Source organism: Thalassomonas sp. RHCl1 (assembly GCF_947387555.1).
GTDB lineage: Bacteria > Pseudomonadota > Gammaproteobacteria > Enterobacterales > Alteromonadaceae > Thalassomonas.
This window is the reverse complement of record NZ_CANDNZ010000006.1, coordinates 272,680-289,945: the sequence shown is the minus strand read 5'-3', so window position 1 is coordinate 289,945 and position 17,266 is coordinate 272,680. Positions and strand designations below refer to the sequence as shown.

Below are 17,266 nucleotides of genomic sequence, written 5' to 3'. Positions count from 1 at the left end.
TAATATCCCTGTCATTTATTATTTTTGCTCTGTTTGTTATGGTGCAGACTTGCCCACACCATTAACACCAGAAAAGCGAAAGCCAGGCTGAACCACTGAAAAGCATAACCCCTGTGCTTTTGTGGCGACATAACAACCGCTTGCCAATTTTTTTTATATCCTATTGCTTCATTTTTATCTAAGTAAACAGCAAAGGGCAATAGCTGGTGAGCAATTAACGGTGAAAATTTCTCCGGCTCTATCTGCTGGACCCTGAGGGGCCATTCATCTGCTGCCAGCAATCTCGGCGGCAATTGCTGCTCCATCAGCATCACCCCACTTTCGAGCTTACGGACATTGCCCTTTAAGGTGAAAAGCCCGGATACAGGCTGGATCTGAGGCAGTAATTGACGGTCTAGCGAGCCCGGTACCCAACCCAGATTAACCAGCACAGCCGCTTGTCCCGACAAGAACACCTGATACACCCGATAACCCAAACGGCCATTGTCCATCTGGTTATCAAGAAAAAACAGCGCATTTGGCGCAAACTGCCCCTCAAGCAATACCGGCATATCATTGATGTCCAGCCCCTGCTGCTCAAGCGACAGCACTTGTGTTAATGGCCGGGCATCCTGCATCTGGTACTGGGAAATACGTGTTAATCTCTGCTCTTTTTCCTCTGCCCGCTGAGATTGCCATACGCCGAGCTTGATTAATGATGAAAATACCAGCAAGGTAAACAACAACCACAGCAAATGACCCGGTGATATTTTATGCAGAGCCTTATGCATACAAACTCAACAAAAAACACCGGCCAGCAAAGCTGTTTTTAGCACAGTACAGGGAAAAGGAGGTTTTTATGTATATCAAAATCATAGCGATAGCGTTACTTGCCTTTATGGTTTACAACTTATTCAGGGCCTTGTTTATCATGAATAAAAACGATCCTGAAAAACCTTCGATGACGAAATTTATCGGCCGGCGGCTGATGGCTTCCGTGGTACTGGTGATCTTGTTACTGCTGGGCATATTAACCGGTATTATTACCCCGAACCCGCGCCCCTTTTAGGCCGGGTTCGGTAAGCTTGCGACGCGCAGGGAAAAATCCCCTGCACGGGCGAACCTTATAAGATGTAAACAAAAACGAACAACATCACCCAGACAACATCAACAAAGTGCCAGTACCAGCTTGCCGCCTGGAAGGCAAAGAAGTTATCCGGGGTAAAGTGCCCTTTAAATACCCTTAGCAAGACCACAAACAACATTATGGTCCCAAGGGTAACGTGCATGCCGTGGAAACCGGTCAGCATATAAAAGGTGCTGCCATAGATGCCGCTGTCGAGATATAACTTCATTTCATCGGAATAACCATGGGCATATTCCATCACCTGGAAGAATAAAAAAACCACCCCAAGCAGCACGGTTAATCCGAGCCAGAATTTCACCATAGGGCGCTTGCCTTCTTCGAGAGCGACGTGGGCCAGGTGGGCGGTGATGGATGAAGTCAGCAGCAAAATGGTATTAAGCAAAGGCAAACCGTACCAGCCCATGGCGGTGGTTTCTGTGCCGTCCGGTGTTTTGATCAGCGGCCAGGTGGCGGTAAATTCCGGCCACAAGACTTCACCGGTCATAAAGTTATTGCCGGCGCCGTCAAGCCAGGGCACGGAAAATACCCGGGCATATAACAGGGCACCAAAGAAAGCGGCAAAAAACATCACCTCGGAAAAAATAAACCAGCTCATGCCCTGGCGGAAAGAACCGTCCATCTGGTGGCTGTACTTGCCGGACATGGACTCGGTGATCACATTGTTAAACCAGCCGAACATCATATAGATAACCAGGGCAATGCCCGCCAGCAGCACATAACCGCCAAAGCCCGCCTCTTCGCTTTTCAGGTTGGAGACATATTCCCCCGCCCCGACAGCAATTAAAAATAACGCTATCGCCCCGACAATCGGCCAGTGACTCTGGGCCGGGACATAATAAGTTTCATACTCTTTCGTTGTCATCACTATTCCCCTGTTTCACGCCTGTTTCGCGTTAAATAACGTTATGAATCAGATTTTTCCGTAACATCATATAAGGTATAGGAAAGGGTTAATGTTGATACGTCTTCCGGTAATTCTTCATCAACATAAAACTGCAACGCCATTTCCACCTCTTCGTTGGCCTTAAGCGGCTGGTGGTTAAAACAAAAACATTCTATTTTTTGAAAATAGTTGGCCGCCCTACCCGGCGACACCGAAGGCACCGCCTGACCGACGATGTCACGCATCGACTGGTTTTTTGCGTAAAACTTAACAAATTTCATTTCACCGGGATGTACTTTCACTTCATTTATCATAGGTTCGAACTGCCAGGGAATGCCCTGTGCGGTACGGCTGATAAATTGTACGGTCACGGTACGTTCACTATCGACACCCGCATCCTTAACACTGGCCGCCTCGGTCGAGGTCTTGCCGTTAAGGCCGGTAATATCACAAAACACATCGTATAAAGGCACCAGGGCAAAACCGAAACCGAACATGGCAAACACCAGCACCACCAACTTCTTAATGGTGTTATTGATCGCCTGCTTTTGCTTGTTTTTCCCAGGTGCGTTATCCATAGTGTTTACCCTTTATTTAATTTTCGGTGGTACTTCAAAGGTATGATAAGGCGCAGGACTGGCAACCGTCCATTCCAGACCATCAGCACCGTCCCAGGGCTTAGCCTCGGCTTTTTTGCCGCCTTTAATGCATTTCAGCAGCAAGGCCAGGAAGATCAGTTGCGACAAACCAAAGGCAAAACCGCCGATACTGACCCATTTATTGAAATCGGCAAACTGCAGGGCATAATCCGGGATCCGGCGCGGCATACCCGCCAGTCCCAAAAAGTGCATCGGGAAGAACAAAATATTTACCGAGATCAGCGAACACCAGAAGTGCCATTTACTCAAGGCGTCGCTGTACATATAACCCGTCCATTTCGGCAACCAGTAATAGACCCCTGCATAAATAGAGAACAGGGCGCCGGTCACCAGCACATAATGGAAATGGGCAACAACAAAGTAGGTATCATGATACTGGAAATCCACCGGCGTTAACGCCAGCATCAAACCGGAGAAACCACCGATGGTAAATAACACCACAAACGCCACGGAAAACAGCATAGGGGTTTCAAAGCTGATGGCGCCGCGCCACATGGTCGCGGCCCAATTAAAGACCTTAACCCCGGTAGGCACAGAAATCAGCATGGTACAATACATAAAGAACAGCTCGCCGAACAGCGGCATGCCTGTGGTAAACATATGGTGCGCCCAGACGATAAAGGACAAAAAGGCAATAGACGCGGTCGCGTATACCATAGAGCTGTAACCGAACAGTTGCTTGCGGGAAAAGGTCGGAATCGTAGTCGAGATAATACCGAACGCCGGCAAGATCATGATATACACTTCCGGATGCCCGAAGAACCAGAAAATATGCTGGAACATCACGGGATCGCCGCCGCCGGCAGCGTCAAAGAAGGTAGTGCCGAAATAGGTATCCGTCAACACCATAGTCACGGTGCCCGCCAGCACCGGCATCACCGCGATCAGCAGATAACCGGTAATAAAGAAGGTCCAGACAAACAGCGGCATCTTCATATAGGTCATACCCGGGGCACGCATATTCATGATGGTCACCACGATATTGATCGCCCCCATGATGGAAGAGATCCCCATGATATGCACGGCGAATACAAAAAATGCCGTACTGCCGTTGCTATAGGTGGTCGACAGCGGGGCATAAAAAGTCCAGCCAAAATTCGGCGCACCGCTTTCCATGAAAAACGATGCCAGCAAAATGCTAAAGGCAAAAGGCAAGATCCAGAAACTCCAGTTATTGAGTCTCGGCAGCGCCATATCCGGCGCCCCTATCATCATAGGCAGCATCCAGTTGGCCAGCCCGGTAAAGGCGGGCATGATGGCGCCAAAGACCATGATCAGGCCATGGACCGTGGTCATCTGGTTGAAAAAGTCCGGTTCTATGATCTGCAGTCCCGGCTGGAACAATTCCGCCCGGATCACCATGGCCATGGCACCGCCGATGAGCAACATGATAAACGAGAACCATAAATACATAGAGCCGATGTCTTTATGGTTGGTGGTATATAACCAGCGTTTAAACCCGGTCATTTTATGATCATGATGTTCATCACCTTGGTGCGAATCATGTATAACTTCTGTAGTCATTTCCTTTCCCCCTACTTCGCACTTGCAGCGTTTATGTCTGCCGGTTGAACCAGATCGCCGGTATTGTTGCCCCAGGCATTTCTTTCATAGGTCACCACGGCGGCAATTTGTGTTTTTGTTAACTGAGCTTTAAAGGCCTGCATCGCAGGGTTTTTGGCACTGCCGTTAAGCACCATGTCGATATGGCCCGCTTTATCTCCTGTGGTGATGGCGCCGCCTTTAAGGGCGGGAAATGCCGGCGGCAAACCTAATCCGGTGGGCTGGTGACAGGCGACACAGCTGGTGTTATAAACCTGCTCTCCCATAGTCATCAGCTCATCCATGCTATAAACCTTACTCAGGTCTTCTTCCGGTGCCGGTTCTGCAGCAGGTGTATCTGCCGCTGCTGCCGGCGCAGTTTCTGCTGCGGCCTTGGCCGGCTCGCTGTCGGCGCTGACATCGCCCGCGACCGCATTCACCTGTGACGCCTGCACCGCATCCCCGGTATTGTTGCCCCAGGCATTACGCTCATAAGTCACGACCGCGGCAATTTCTTTTAAGCTGAATTGTTTGCCATAGCCCTGCATGCCGGTGCCGGCCTTGCCGTTATAAACAATATCGATATGGGCATTAACATCCCCTAAAGCGATTGGACTATCTTTCAAGGCCGGGAAGGCCGGTGGTAAGCCTGCGCCGTTGATCTGGTGACAGGCGGCACAATTGGCAATGTAGAGCTGCTCACCAAGCTGCATCAGCTCATCCATAGACGCTTCGGCGCTCAAAGACGCCTTTTCCGCTGCCGCCGCCTGGGCGATCAGCATTTTCTGCTCATCCAGCCACAGGGCATAATCCGCTTCGGATCTGACATCGACCACAATCGGCATAAAACCGTGATCTTTACCGCATAACTCGGCGCACTGGCCGCGGTAGATCCCCGGCTCATCCACCTTAGTCCAGGCTTCGTTAATAAAACCCGGGTTGGCATCCTGTTTTACCGCAAAGGCAGGGATCCACCAGGAGTGGATAACATCATCGGAAGTAATTAAAAAACGGACTTTTTTATTGATGGGAATAACCAGCGGCTTATCCACTTCCAACAGATAGTGCTCCCCTTTGACGGCCGAGCTGCCGTCGAGATTTTCGTATTGCTCCCTGGGTGTGGATAATACCGAATAGAACTCTATATCCTGATCGAAATATTTATAATGCCATTTCCACTGAGATCCGGTGATCTGCACTGTGATATCGGCATCATCATTGTTTTCCATATCAATCAAAGTGCTGGTGGCGGGCACCGCCATGGAGATTAAGATAAGAATGGGAATTGCGGTCCAAAGCATCTCAACTTTGGTGCTTTCATGGAAAGTCGCCGGTTTGACCCCCTTGGAATGACGATGGAACGCCATGGACCAAAACATTGCCGCAAAGACTACAATGCCGATGGCAGTGCAGATGTAGAGCACCAGCATATGGAGATCATATACCTGCCTACTGATTTCTGTTACGCCTTGGGTCAGATTTAACTGCGAATCTGCCCATGCCGATCCGGAAAGTATACTTCCCGTGACCAGCGCCCCCAGGTTACGTCTGTTCACTCGACATCTCCTCTGTCCTGATAAAAATGCAAAAAACAGAAAACAAAAACACAGAGTACTACGCGGCTCGCCATTTCGAATTCTGTTATTTATTCTTGTTGTTATCCAAAGGGAATTTTGGCTAAACCAAACCCCTTTGCCTTTACTATTTTCTCGAATCATTCCCTGATTGAATTCTGTTCTAGAATTACTCAAAAATCGGTCAGCGTCTAGCCTTTTGTGATTTAGATCAAAAAAAAACCGAATAAATACAGTAGAGTTAGCACTCTAAGTCAGCGACATAGCAGAGAATAAAAATAACGCAAAAGCCGTTCAAAAAGCAGGCAAGACAAGCCTTGGAGAGCAGTTCAGAAAATTAGAAAAAGTCAAAAAATTTTTCTAAAAATTCCATCAAAAACAGGAAAATAAAAATAACGCAGGTCTCAGTTAAAAAATAATAAAAGTAAACATCTGTTTAAAAAACAGACTGACCGGAATGATTCCTATTTAGTAATAAGCAAGTGAAAAACCGTGGAACAGGCTAATAAAAGGTTAGGGTTAACGAAAATTTAGGTTAACAGGGAGTTTTCACCGGATAGCTTTAGCTGAGGCGCTCAAAATAGAGAGTCCAGCCCGGGGAACCAGGCTAAAAACCGCACCAGGAAGTGATCACAAAAGGTTGCGCCACTAGCTGGCGCAACCCGATATCATTTACATCCAGTCGGCTGAGCGGATCACCCCTACCGCTATGCCTTCGACATTAAAATGTCCGGCGCTCAAATCCACCTTAATCGGCGAAAATGCCTCATTTTCTGCGTGTAAATAGACAACATTGCCTTCACGCTTAAAGCGTTTCACCGTCACTTCATCTTCCACACGGGCCACCACCACCTGACCGTTATGGACATCCTGGGTCTGATGCACCGCCAATAAATCACCGTCCATAATACCGATATCTTTCATGCTTTCGCCGTTGACCCGCAGCAGATAATCCGCCGCCGGCTTAAACAAATTGGCATCGACCTGATATCTGTCTTCAATATGCTCCTGGGCCAGAATCGGCTCACCGGCGGCCACGCGTCCCACCAGGGGCAAACCGGTTTCTTCGACATATTCTTCCGCCAGGCGTATGCCGCGGGAGGTGCCCGGCAACATTTCAATAAAGCCTTTTTTCGCCAGCGCCTTTAAATGCTCTTCGGCGGCATTGGCGGATTTAAAACCAAAGAAATCGGCGATTTCGGCACGCGTCGGCGGCATACCGGTTTCAGAAATTTTTTCCTTAATCAAATCAAATATCTGTGATTGTCTTGGCGTTAACGGGCGCATAAGTATCCTGTTATTCTGTACAGTAATGTATACTGTCAGTATATACAGCCTTGGGATAAACGCAACTATTGTCTTAATATGATTGGTTTTTACTGCCAATAAAGCGCTTTAGCTACTGAAGCAGCGCCGGGGTAATGGCAACAAAGTCATCGGCGGCATTCACCAGGGAAGCAGCGGTCAACTGGGGCACGCCGTATACCTGGCAGCTGACCTGGTGATCCTGCCTGACTTTGGTTAACAGCAGATCAAAATCGCCGTCTCCCGACAGCAAGACTACCGTATCGACGCTTTTGGCAACATCCATCACATCCAAGGTGATGCCGACATCCCAGTCCCCTTTGGCGGAGCCGTCGCTGCGCTGAATATACGGTTTAAGCTTGACGTTAAAACCTATATGTTTCAACGCACTCTGAAATTTTTGTTGCTGCTCATCACCGCGGTTGATGGCATAGGCATTGGCAACCACTATCTCTCCCTGCTCACTTAACTGCTGCCAGAAGCGGCGGTAATTAAACTGCCGCCGGTACGCCTGGCGACAGGTATAATAAATATTTTGCACATCGACAAACACGGCGATTTTTTTCACTGAGAACATCCTGATATCAACCCGATCCGCCGCTAAGCTAACAGGAATGAAAACGAAACTAAAGCAAGTTCACCGATAAACGCCCAAGAATTAATCTATTTGCTTTAAGGACAAGTGAATTTAAGGGTGTTAAAATGTCGCCCTTGATAAAGCTGGTCGAAACAATATGTTAGCACTACGTTCATTATTTTATTTATTATTAAAACTGCCGGTACGCTTATTAGTCCGCTGTAAAATAGTTCCTGACAACCAGGATAAATCCGCCGCTGTAACGCCCGAAAAGCCGATTTTCTATATCGTGCGTTACCAGAGCGCCAGCGATCTGCTGGCGCTGCAAAGCGCCTGTAAGCAGCAAAAACTGCCGGATCCCCTGGGCCAGGTCAAGCTCGGGGACAAGTTATTCCCCCGCACCTTATGTCTGGAAAAACCTTCTTCGGTACTGCCCTGGGGTAAAGCCGGTAAAACCACCGCCACCAGCCAGGGGCTGGCGATACTGAACCAGCATCACCTGGACGAGACACTCGATGCCCGGCTGATCCCCGCCAACCTGATCTGGGGACGTACCCCGGCCAAGGAAAAAAACGATGCCAATGTCGGCACCTTGCTCGCGGATCAGGAATCTCCGAACTGGCTGCGCAAGTTTTTTATTGTCCTCTTCCTCGGACGCCATACTTTAGTGCGTTTTAGCGAAGCCCTGTCGTTCCGTTATATGGTGGACAAGCACGGTCATGACGAACGCACCGCCCATAAATTTATGCGTGTGGCCCGTTTCCATTTTTACCGCCAGACCATAGCCGCCACCGGCCCGCGCCTGATGCACAGGCAGCAGATGTTTACCGCCCTGTTTGCCAACCCGTCCATCAAGCGGCTGATCGCCGACGAGGTGAAAAATAAAGGGCTTGATGAAGCGAAAGTGAAAAAACAGGCACTGGCGATCATGGATGAAATTGCCGGTGATTACCGCGATTCCATGATACGTTTCGGCGAACGCATGCTCAGCTGGTTATGGAACCGCCTCTATGACGGCATCGAAGTCAAAAATGCCAAAGTCTTGCGCGAACTTGCCCAGGACGGCCATGAGATCATTTATGTGCCCTGCCACCGCAGCCATATGGATTACCTGTTGCTTACCTATGTTATCTACCATGAAGGCCTGGTCACGCCGCGTATCGCCGCCGGCATTAACCTGAATTTCTGGCCCGCCGGACCGATTTTCCGCAAAGCCGGGGCATTTTTCATTCGCCGCAGCTTCCGCGGCAACCGCCTTTATTCGACCATCTTCCGCGAATACCTGGGTTTATTGTTTGAACGCGGTTATTCGGTCAAATATTACTCCGAAGGCGGCCGCAGCCGCACCGGCCGTTTGCTGGCGCCGAAAACCGGCATGCTGGCCATGACCATCCAAAGCCTGCTCAGGGGCATAGACAGGCCGTTAACCCTGGTGCCTGTCTACATAGGTTATGAGCATGTGATGGAAGTGGGTACTTATCACAAGGAATTAAGCGGCAGCCAGAAGAAAAAAGAGTCCATCTTCGGCGTACTGAAGGCGATCAAAAACCTGCGCAATTACGGTAAAGGTTATGTCAATTTCGGCCAGCCGATGAATATCAACCAGTTCCTGAACCAGCAGGTGCCCGACTGGAAAGCCGCCATCGACCCTATCGACCCGCAAAAACCCAGCTGGTTAACCCCCAGTGTCAATGTGCTGGCCAACCAGGTGATGACCTCGGTCAACCGCTCTGCCGCCTTAAACGGTGTTGCCCTGACGGCGCTGATTTTACAGTCATCGGAAAACAAAGCCCTGTCCAAGGCACAACTGGAAGCCCAGCTCGACTTCTTCCTGGATATGCAGCGCCAGGCGCCCTACAGCGACTTGCTGACGGTGCCGGAAGAAAACGGCCGCGAGTTACTGGCCCATGTGATCAAGTTGGGCAAGGTCACCGTCAGCGAAGACAGCTTCGGCGCCATTGTTTCCCTGACCGGCTCTTCCGTATTGGAGATGCGTTATTACCGCAATAACATCTTGCATACCTATGCCTTGCCTTCCCTGGTATGTCGCATCCTGGAATTTACCCCGAAAATCAATCACAATGAGCTGGTTGAACAAATCCAGAAAATCATTGCCCTGAGCAAAAGCGATCTGTTTTTATGGCAGGATGAGCAAACGGTGGCTCAGCAGGTTGAGCAGGTGTTAGCTTTCCTTGGCCGGCAAGACATTGCCAAACAGAGCAAGGCCGGTTTCTGGTCCCTCACCGATGACACCCAGTTGCGTACCAAGGTGCGGTTAATGGGCGAATGTGTCGATGAAACCCTGCAAAGGTTTGCCATCATCACTTCCCTGGTGTGCCGTTTGGCGCCGGTAGGCAAAGGTGAACTGGAAGAAAAAGTCGTCGCCATTGCCAAACGCCTGTCGGTGCTCAGCAATATCAATGCCCCGGAATTTATCGATAAAAAAGCCCAGGGCACCCTGATCAACGCCATGAAAGAGCAAGGTTATATCGGTGTCGATGAACAGGGACGCTTAATCGAGAGTACAGGCTTGGCGGAGCTGAAAGCTATCGTCACCAACCTGGTGGATATTGAAGTGTTGCAAAGCATCGCCCGCTAACGGCTGATACCCGCCGGGCAGTTCACTGCCCGGCCATTTTAATCAACGCGAAAATTAAAGATATTCGATAAAGAAGCCGGTGAAAATCACTAACCCCACCAGGTGATTATTTAAAAAAGCCTGAAAACACAGCTCACGCTTACGGCCGCTGATCAGCATTTGCTGATAACAAAACAGGCCGCCGCAAATCACCAGGCTCAAATGATAAGGCCAACCCATGGCCAGCATCTCACCCACTTGTACCAGCAGTGCTAAGGTGCATACCTGCAGCAAGCCGATAATACGCTTGTCGAAGCGGCCAAATAATATCGCGGTAGATTTCACCCCGATCTTGATATCATCGTCCCGGTCCACCATGGCATACATAGTATCGTAGGCCACTGTCCATAACAAATTGGCGGCGAACAACAACCAGGCCACCGTCGGTACCCTGCCCTCAAGTTCGCCAAAGGCCATGATCATACCCCAGCTAAAGGCCGCCCCCAACACCACCTGGGGCAAATGGGTATAACGCTTCATAAAGGGATAGGCCGTTGCCAGGGCAAGGGCAATAAAAGAGAGTTGTATCGTGAACCAGCTCAGGGATAACACCAGTGCCAGGGCAATCCCCAGCAAAAAGCCGAATAACGCCAGGGCATCTTTTTCGCTGATCAAGCCGGTGATCAAAGGCCGCTCACTGGTACGCGCCACCTGACCGTCCACCTTGCGATCGGCAAAATCATTGATGACGCAACCGGCGCTGCGCATCACAAAAACCCCCAGGGTAAAGATCACCAGCAATTCCAGCCCGGGGAAACCGCCGGCCGCCACCCATAAGGCCCAGTAAGTCGGCCACAGCAAGAGATAACTGCCGATGGGTTTATTCAAGCGGGTGATCTCAACCACACCCCGCCACTTAGTGGCTATATCATTTACCAAAACAAAAACTCCTGCAGGCCATAGGCGCTAACCCGCCAATAGCCTAAATCTGATACATTAAACAACCACAGCTTCCTGATAGGCAAAGGCGCCGGGCAAAAAGACTTCCGCCACCATAATCGGCTTTTGCTGCAGGTAAAATAACGAACGGCGGCCCCAAAGCTCAGTGGCATCTTCAAGCGCCATCATCCGGGCCAACCCCGCCACCGGGCTTTGCCGGTCCAGGCAGGCAACTTCAATATCTTTACGCTCTAAATCGGGACTGTTGAACAGTACCTGTCCCAGGGGCTGCTCCCCCAGGTGGGCCAATTGCCGCTCGCTGCCGGTTAAGCTGGTTAACGGCAATAAACTTCTGGCAAAAACCTGCGGCACATCATCGCAATAGAGGATCACTTCCCGCACCAGCACCTGATCACCCGCTTTGATGTCGCCATGGGCTTCAGCCGCGCTGCACGGCAACATTTGCTGTCCCAGCACTTCAACCCGAAAGTGTGAGCATAACTGCTTTAATCTTGCGGTTAGGGAGCCCGGGGCAAGCAACCAGTCAGACAAACCGGCATTTAAAGCATAAGCCGCCGGCCTTTGCCAGCGCACGTCCAGGGTTACCGGAAATAAAATATGTTGTTCACTCATCGCCATTGATATTAGTAGACTGTTATCTTTAAACGCGCACATGATATCAGGGTTTTGAGCTTTCCCATAATGAATCCCTTAAGCGGTAAAGAATTTGCTGCCTGGCCCCTGTTAAGGGGTTATCTTGTTATCAGCACTAAATAAAAAACAGTTTTTTATGAAAATGCTAGACTATTTAACCAAAAATCAGGTTATTATAGCGCCAAGAACTTTTCTCTTATCACGAAACACATGTTGACCATTATGAAAAAATCTCTTTTGTTTTTTGTCTGTCTGTTAGCCTTACCGACAACCAAAGCAGCCGATTACGTTTATTATGGTTTTGAACCGGCGATCGTGACCAACTATGTCGCGGTCAAGAAAAAAATGGGTTATGTGCGCCTGACGGTAGAGTTGATGATCGAAGGCCCCAATAATTTTGAAGTGGTTGAGCACCACTCACCGCTGTTGCGCGATGCCATTATTACCATTATCGGCCAGCAGCCGGAAGAAAAAATAAAATCCATCCGCGGCCGCTCGGAAATCCAGCGCTTATGTGAGCTTAAAGTACAAAATTTACTGACCCAGGAAACCGGCAAACCTTTAGTGAAGAAGTTGCTCTTTACCCAGTGGCTGGATAACTAAAAGCTTAGAAAAGTGGAAAAACAAGCAGACACAGTTGCCTGCTTGTTTTTAGCAGGTGAAAATCAGGTATCTTTTTTCCACACCGCCTGCGCTACCGCCAGTAAACAGCCGCTGATAAGGCCAAGCAAGTGTGCGGTGTTGGCCATATTGATCGGTAAGACATCGGTATAACCGAGCAGTAACCAGAACAACAAAAAGCCCACCAAAGGCTTAGATAAAAACAGCCCTTTTTCCGGCGCCAGCCAGCCCATCCACCAGACAAAACCCACCAGACCATAAACTACGCCGGACAAGCCGCCGAAATTAGCCCCGGACACCAGGTATTGTCCGACATTAGAAGCAATCGCCGACAAGAGCAGCAAATGGACTAAAACCCCTTTACCCAGGATTTTTTCCACACTGCCCCCTAGCTGCCACCACCACATGGTATTAAAGACAATATGCAACCAGGAAAAGTGGAAAAACGCCGGTCCCAGTAACCTAAGCGGCTGATCGACAAACGCCTGCCAGGAAAATTGCGGATAAAACTGCAGATAGCTGAAAATAGTACGGGCGCCGCCGAATAAACTGGCAAAAAACACCAGCCAGCATAAGGCAAAAACCGTTAAGGTCACCACACCGGCATGGGCAAGAAAGTGCTCTTTGAAACTTGCCAGCAGCGACGGACCATTGGCCTGCACCTGCCCGGCATTGCCGTGCTGCCACGCCGCCTGCTGATATTTGGGGTGATAGGGCTGCTGGCTGAACTGCTCAAATTCCGCTTTCGCCTGGGAGATTTTATCCGGCGGGCAATAAACCACATAAACATCCTGCTCGCTCACCGCCTCAGCCCGGATCCCCAAACTGGTGAGGTGATTAACGAATAATAAGGCGATGGCCTGCTGGTTAATCTCAACCAGTGCCTGCAGCGGCTGCTCAGTCATGAGTGTTCAACATCATCGGGATAAACCTGCTGCCATTCGGTAAAACCGCCATCTAACGAATAGACATCGGTAAAATCCTGGCTGATCAGGTATTGCGCCGCCTGCTGGCTGGAAATGCCGTGGTAGCAACACACCACCACAGGGGCATCGGGATCGGCGCTGCGCAAAAAATCCGCCAGGGATTCATTGCTCAGGTGCACCGCCTTGGGAATATGACCGGCCTGGAACGAGGCCGGATCGCGGATATCAACCACGGTAAACTCACCACCGGCCAAAACCTGATGCAAGTCACTGGTTTTAAAATGCTTAAACCGGGTGTCATCCTGCGACATTTATTCATCCTCCCAGTTGAGAATGACCTTGCCCGACTGACCCGAACGCATCACATCAAAGCCTTGCTGAAAGTCATCAATATTAAAATGATGGGTAATAATCGGCGATAAATCCAATCCTGACTGGACTAAACTGGCCATCTTATACCAGGTTTCAAACATTTCCCGGCCGTAGATACCTTTGATGGTCAGGCCCTTAAAGATGACCTTGCTCCAGTCAATAGCCATATCCTTGCCGGGAATACCCAACATGGCAATCTTGCCGCCGTTATTCATGTTTTCCAGCATATCGGTAAAGGCCGCCGGTACGCCGGACATTTCCATGCCGACATCAAAACCTTCACTCATGCCCAGTTCAGACATAACCTCGGTTAAGTTTTGCTTGGCAACATTCACCGCCCGGGTCGCCCCCATTTTCATCGCCAGTTCCAGGCGATAGTCGTTCACATCCGTGATCACCACATGGCGCGCGCCGACGTGTTTGGCCACGGCTGCCGCCATGATGCCAATAGGACCGGCGCCGGTGATCAAGACGTCTTCACCGACCAAATCGAAAGATAAGGCGGTATGTACGGCATTGCCGAAGGGATCAAAAATCGCCGCCAGGTCATCGGAAATTTCATCCGGCAGTTTAAAGGCGTTATAGGCGGGGATCACCAGGTATTCGGCGAAAGCCCCGGCGCGATCCACGCCGACCCCTATGGTATTACGGCATAAATGAGTGCGGCCGCCGCGGCAGTTGCGGCAATGGCCACAGGTAATGTGCCCTTCGCCGGAGACCCGGTCACCAATTTCAAAACCTTTGACCTCCAGGCCGATACCGACCACTTCACCGGCATATTCATGCCCCACCACCATAGGCACGGGAATGGTTTTTTGCGACCATTCGTCCCAGTTGTAGATATGGATATCGGTACCGCAAATGGCGGTTTTCTTAATTTTGATCAGCAGATCATTATGGCCGAGCTTAGGTTTGACGCTTTTGGTCATCCAGATCCCGGGTTCTGCTTTGAGTTTTGCCAGTGATTTCATTACTTTTACCTGTGATAAGACCTTAACAGTCGGCCTTAAAATAATAGCCTGAATTATGCTCCAACATTCAGGCTATCCGTTAACCGGTGAGAATATTCCTTAGGGCCTGCCGCCACCGGGCAGCCCTGCTCACACTTTATTTTGCTTAATCAGCCCTTAACAGACTCGTTATCAGATAAGACCCATGTCTTTACCGATACGGGTAAAGGCTGCTATCGCCTGATCCAGCTGTGCTTTGCTGTGGGCGGCAGAGATCTGGGTACGGATACGTGCCTGGCCTTTTGGCACCACAGGGAAAGAGAAACCGATCACATAAATGCCTTCGTTTAATAAACGGTTGGCCATTTCACCGGCAACCTTGGCATCGCCGAGCATCACAGGGATAATGGCGTGATCGGCACCGGCACAGGTAAAGCCCGCCGCTTCCATCTGCTCACGGAAGTAGCTGGCATTGGTTTTTAATTGTTGTCTTAAATCATCGCCGTTGGCCAATAATTCCAGGGTTTTAATGGAGGCATTAACAATCGCCGGCGCCAGCGAGTTAGAGAATAAATACGGACGAGAGCGCTGGCGTAACCAGTCGATCACCTCTTTTTTACCGGAAGTATAACCGCCGGAGGCGCCGCCCATGGCCTTGCCTAAAGTACCGGTGATAATGTCCACCCGGCCCATGACTTCGCAATATTCATGGCTGCCCCGGCCCTGTTCGCCGACAAAACCTACCGCGTGGGAGTCATCCACCATCACCAGGGCGTTGTATTTATCCGCCAAGTCGCAGATGCCTTTTAAGTTGGCAATCACGCCGTCCATGGAAAAGACGCCGTCGGTGGCGATCAGTTTAAAACGCGCCCCGGCTTCATCCGCCTGCTGCAGGCATTTTTCTAGCTCAGCCAGATCGTTGTTGGCATAGCGGAAACGTTTGGCTTTACATAAACGGACGCCGTCGATAATTGAAGCATGGTTAAGGGCGTCGCTGATAATGGCATCTTCCGGCCCGAGCAAGGTTTCAAATAAACCGGCGTTGGCGTCAAAACAGGAAGAATATAAAATAGTATCTTCCATGCCGAGGAAATCACTGAGTTTCTGCTCCAGGGTTTTGTGAATATCCTGGGTACCGCAGATAAAACGCACCGAGGCCATACCAAAGCCGTGCTCATCCAGTCCCTGCTTGGCCGCGGCGATCAGATCCGGGTGGTTAGCCAGGCCCAAATAGTTATTGGCGCAAAAATTAATAACCTTTTCGCCGGTATTTACGGCAATTTGCGCTTGCTGAGCACTGGTGATCACCCGCTCATCCTTGTATAAACCGTCTTCTTTGACTTGTTGCAACTCTGTTTGCAGGTGACTATAAAAATTCGATGACATAAACGCCTCGGCAGTTAACTAATGATGATTCACCGTCCGTTAGCAAGACTTTCATAGCTAAACATGCTGTTACAGCACAGGCATGAAAAAAGAGACGCTAAACAAACGGTATCGACTAATAAATTGCCCGTATTGTACGATAATTTTTGCTCAGGTATAGTCCGATCTGTGTTACAAATCGATATTTTTGAAAACCGGCCATGAAAATATTCATGGCGGACAACAAAGACAGGGCTTGCCGGGGATAACCAACGCAGGTCACTGGTTCATTTTCAACCATAAAGTAATGTCTTCCACCAGGTAATGGTTGGCATTTAACAGCGCCTGCTCCACCCGGTTGCCTTTAAAAACCTGGCTTTTCGACTTGCGTGAGCCATTCCATTCAAACAACTCTTTGGCGGTTTTAAAGCTCTCCAGATGCTGGGCAGAATTAATAAAATAGCTGGGAATATCCATCAGCTCCTTATAACGCTCTTTATCGGCATAATCCATCATCGGGGTGATCAATACCATAGCATTGATATGCATTTTATCCGCCAGGCTCACCGCCTGAACCGAGGAACAGCCGCTGGCCACCACGGAAATTCCCTGGCTGCGCTCAATTTTTTTACGTAAATACAGATAAGCGGCCACCACATCGTCATGCCAGTAAGCCCTTAAGGCGGCAAGTTGTCCCTGGTAACTGGTAATATCCCGGGCGCGCAGATGAATTTTACGCTCGGAAAATTCCTCGGAAATACTGCGGCCAAAACCGCGCAAATCTATGGTTAAAGCATGTAAGCCGTTTGCCGACAGGGTTCTGCCCAGCTCGGCATAACGGCTGCTGTCCCGGTTACAATCGTGCAGGATCAGGGCCCCGGAGGCATCCTCTTCGCCGGAAAAATACCGGCCGTGGATCACAAACTTATCCTGAGTTTGGAAGCTGACGCTTTGCCCGGCGTTTTTATCGGGGGCAGCCGGTGAAAGCTGGCTCAACCTGTAGGTATCTTTTGCCTGGGAAACTGGGGTCATCAGCAGCACAGCAAAGAGCACAAGGTACAATAAAACGTGAAAACCACGTGGCATAACACAGGACACAACTACTTTCGATTTATCCGTTACCATAACTACTCCACCCCTATTGCTTAGCTGATACCCCTAAAACACGATAACAGCATATTTTTACTTTGGATAT

The 17,266-nt window shown here is 49.8% G+C and carries 17 protein-coding genes; 3 read left to right on the top strand and 14 right to left on the bottom strand.

Annotated elements, in window-relative coordinates:
* Window positions 1-11: 11 nt before the first annotated feature.
* Window positions 12-770 carry an SURF1 family protein gene (locus QL234_RS18330; RefSeq protein ID WP_281559243.1) on the bottom strand — a complete coding sequence of 253 codons (759 nt, stop codon included), beginning with the start codon at window positions 768-770 and terminating at the stop codon, window positions 12-14.
* Between the two features lie 68 nt (window positions 771-838).
* Here QL234_RS18330 and QL234_RS18325 point away from each other — a divergent pair, with 68 nt between their 5' ends.
* Window positions 839-1,048, top strand: a complete 210-nt coding sequence (locus tag QL234_RS18325; RefSeq protein ID WP_281559242.1) for a DUF2909 domain-containing protein — start codon at window positions 839-841, stop codon at window positions 1,046-1,048.
* Between the two features lie 55 nt (window positions 1,049-1,103).
* On the opposite strand, the gene QL234_RS18320 is transcribed toward QL234_RS18325, so the two are convergent.
* From QL234_RS18320 to QL234_RS18295, 6 genes are all read right to left on the bottom strand, one after another.
* On the bottom strand, window positions 1,104-1,988 hold the full coding sequence (locus tag QL234_RS18320; protein ID WP_281559241.1) for a cytochrome c oxidase subunit 3: 885 nt from the start codon (window positions 1,986-1,988) through the stop codon (window positions 1,104-1,106).
* Window positions 1,989-2,029: 41 nt separating this feature from the next.
* Window positions 2,030-2,587 (bottom strand): cytochrome c oxidase assembly protein, encoded by a 558-nt coding sequence (locus QL234_RS18315; RefSeq protein ID WP_281559240.1) that lies wholly within the window; start codon window positions 2,585-2,587, stop codon window positions 2,030-2,032.
* A 12-nt stretch (window positions 2,588-2,599) separates the two neighbouring features.
* Window positions 2,600-4,192 carry a cytochrome c oxidase subunit I gene (gene ctaD, locus QL234_RS18310; protein WP_281559239.1) on the bottom strand — a complete coding sequence of 531 codons (1,593 nt, stop codon included), beginning with the start codon at window positions 4,190-4,192 and terminating at the stop codon, window positions 2,600-2,602.
* A gap of 11 nt (window positions 4,193-4,203) precedes the next feature.
* Window positions 4,204-5,766, bottom strand: coding sequence for a cytochrome c oxidase subunit II (gene coxB / locus QL234_RS18305; protein WP_281559238.1), 1,563 nt, complete (start codon window positions 5,764-5,766; stop codon window positions 4,204-4,206).
* Window positions 5,767-6,456: 690 nt separating this feature from the next.
* A complete protein-coding gene (gene lexA, locus QL234_RS18300) occupies window positions 6,457-7,071 on the bottom strand; it encodes a transcriptional repressor LexA (RefSeq protein WP_281559237.1) in 615 nt (204 codons plus the stop codon).
* Between the two features lie 112 nt (window positions 7,072-7,183).
* The gene (locus QL234_RS18295; RefSeq protein ID WP_281559236.1) at window positions 7,184-7,657 is read right to left on the bottom strand and encodes an NYN domain-containing protein; all 474 of its coding nucleotides are present in this window, start codon (window positions 7,655-7,657) and stop codon (window positions 7,184-7,186) included.
* A gap of 166 nt (window positions 7,658-7,823) precedes the next feature.
* Between QL234_RS18295 and plsB the strand changes: the two genes are divergently transcribed.
* Window positions 7,824-10,265, top strand: coding sequence for a glycerol-3-phosphate 1-O-acyltransferase PlsB (gene plsB / locus QL234_RS18290; protein WP_281559235.1), 2,442 nt, complete (start codon window positions 7,824-7,826; stop codon window positions 10,263-10,265).
* A gap of 54 nt (window positions 10,266-10,319) precedes the next feature.
* Here the strand turns inward: plsB and ubiA are convergent, their stop codons facing one another.
* A complete protein-coding gene (gene ubiA / locus QL234_RS18285; protein ID WP_281559234.1) occupies window positions 10,320-11,183 on the bottom strand; it encodes a 4-hydroxybenzoate octaprenyltransferase in 864 nt (287 codons plus the stop codon).
* Window positions 11,184-11,240: 57 nt separating this feature from the next.
* Window positions 11,241-11,816, bottom strand: coding sequence for a chorismate lyase (locus tag QL234_RS18280; RefSeq protein ID WP_281559233.1), 576 nt, complete (start codon window positions 11,814-11,816; stop codon window positions 11,241-11,243).
* A 243-nt stretch (window positions 11,817-12,059) separates the two neighbouring features.
* On the opposite strand from QL234_RS18280, the gene QL234_RS18275 reads away from it, so the two are divergent.
* Window positions 12,060-12,440: a flagellar basal body-associated protein FliL gene (locus tag QL234_RS18275; protein ID WP_281559232.1), complete on the top strand. Its 381-nt coding sequence runs from the start codon at window positions 12,060-12,062 to the stop codon at window positions 12,438-12,440.
* Between the two features lie 62 nt (window positions 12,441-12,502).
* Here QL234_RS18275 and glpG read toward each other — a convergent pair whose 3' ends face one another.
* The 5 genes from glpG to QL234_RS18250 all read right to left on the bottom strand — a co-directional run bounded on the left by glpG (window position 12,503) and on the right by QL234_RS18250 (window position 17,196).
* Window positions 12,503-13,363 carry a rhomboid family intramembrane serine protease GlpG gene (glpG, locus tag QL234_RS18270; protein WP_281559231.1) on the bottom strand — a complete coding sequence of 287 codons (861 nt, stop codon included), beginning with the start codon at window positions 13,361-13,363 and terminating at the stop codon, window positions 12,503-12,505.
* Entirely contained in the window at window positions 13,360-13,695 is a 336-nt protein-coding gene (gene glpE / locus QL234_RS18265; protein ID WP_044834311.1) for a thiosulfate sulfurtransferase GlpE, read from the bottom strand. Before glpE ends, glpG begins: the two co-directional genes overlap by 4 nt.
* The gene (tdh, locus tag QL234_RS18260) at window positions 13,696-14,727 is read right to left on the bottom strand and encodes an L-threonine 3-dehydrogenase (protein WP_281559230.1); all 1,032 of its coding nucleotides are present in this window, start codon (window positions 14,725-14,727) and stop codon (window positions 13,696-13,698) included.
* Window positions 14,728-14,898: 171 nt separating this feature from the next.
* Window positions 14,899-16,092, bottom strand: a complete 1,194-nt coding sequence (locus QL234_RS18255) for a glycine C-acetyltransferase (protein ID WP_281559229.1) — start codon at window positions 16,090-16,092, stop codon at window positions 14,899-14,901.
* 258 nt (window positions 16,093-16,350) lie between these two features.
* On the bottom strand, window positions 16,351-17,196 hold the full coding sequence (locus tag QL234_RS18250) for an alpha/beta hydrolase (RefSeq protein ID WP_281559228.1): 846 nt from the start codon (window positions 17,194-17,196) through the stop codon (window positions 16,351-16,353).
* Window positions 17,197-17,266 lie beyond the last annotated feature (70 nt).

Excerpts from the sequence above, each read along its gene's own strand:
- QL234_RS18325 (WP_281559242.1), top strand. The coding sequence starts at position 839 with ATGTATATCAAAATCATAGCGATAGCGTTACTTGCCTTTATGGTTTAC.
- QL234_RS18330 (WP_281559243.1), bottom strand. The coding sequence starts at position 770 with ATGCATAAGGCTCTGCATAAAATATCACCGGGTCATTTGCTGTGGTTG.
- QL234_RS18320 (WP_281559241.1), bottom strand. The coding sequence starts at position 1,988 with ATGACAACGAAAGAGTATGAAACTTATTATGTCCCGGCCCAGAGTCAC.
- glpE (WP_044834311.1), bottom strand. The coding sequence starts at position 13,695 with ATGTCGCAGGATGACACCCGGTTTAAGCATTTTAAAACCAGTGACTTG.
- QL234_RS18255 (WP_281559229.1), bottom strand. The coding sequence starts at position 16,092 with ATGTCATCGAATTTTTATAGTCACCTGCAAACAGAGTTGCAACAAGTC.
- plsB (WP_281559235.1), top strand. The coding sequence starts at position 7,824 with ATGTTAGCACTACGTTCATTATTTTATTTATTATTAAAACTGCCGGTA.
- QL234_RS18315 (WP_281559240.1), bottom strand. The coding sequence starts at position 2,587 with ATGGATAACGCACCTGGGAAAAACAAGCAAAAGCAGGCGATCAATAAC.
- glpG (WP_281559231.1), bottom strand. The coding sequence starts at position 13,363 with ATGACTGAGCAGCCGCTGCAGGCACTGGTTGAGATTAACCAGCAGGCC.
- ctaD (WP_281559239.1), bottom strand. The coding sequence starts at position 4,192 with ATGACTACAGAAGTTATACATGATTCGCACCAAGGTGATGAACATCAT.
- tdh (WP_281559230.1), bottom strand. The coding sequence starts at position 14,727 with ATGAAATCACTGGCAAAACTCAAAGCAGAACCCGGGATCTGGATGACC.
- QL234_RS18250 (WP_281559228.1), bottom strand. The coding sequence starts at position 17,196 with ATGGTAACGGATAAATCGAAAGTAGTTGTGTCCTGTGTTATGCCACGT.
- QL234_RS18275 (WP_281559232.1), top strand. The coding sequence starts at position 12,060 with ATGAAAAAATCTCTTTTGTTTTTTGTCTGTCTGTTAGCCTTACCGACA.
- QL234_RS18280 (WP_281559233.1), bottom strand. The coding sequence starts at position 11,816 with ATGAGTGAACAACATATTTTATTTCCGGTAACCCTGGACGTGCGCTGG.
- lexA (WP_281559237.1), bottom strand. The coding sequence starts at position 7,071 with ATGCGCCCGTTAACGCCAAGACAATCACAGATATTTGATTTGATTAAG.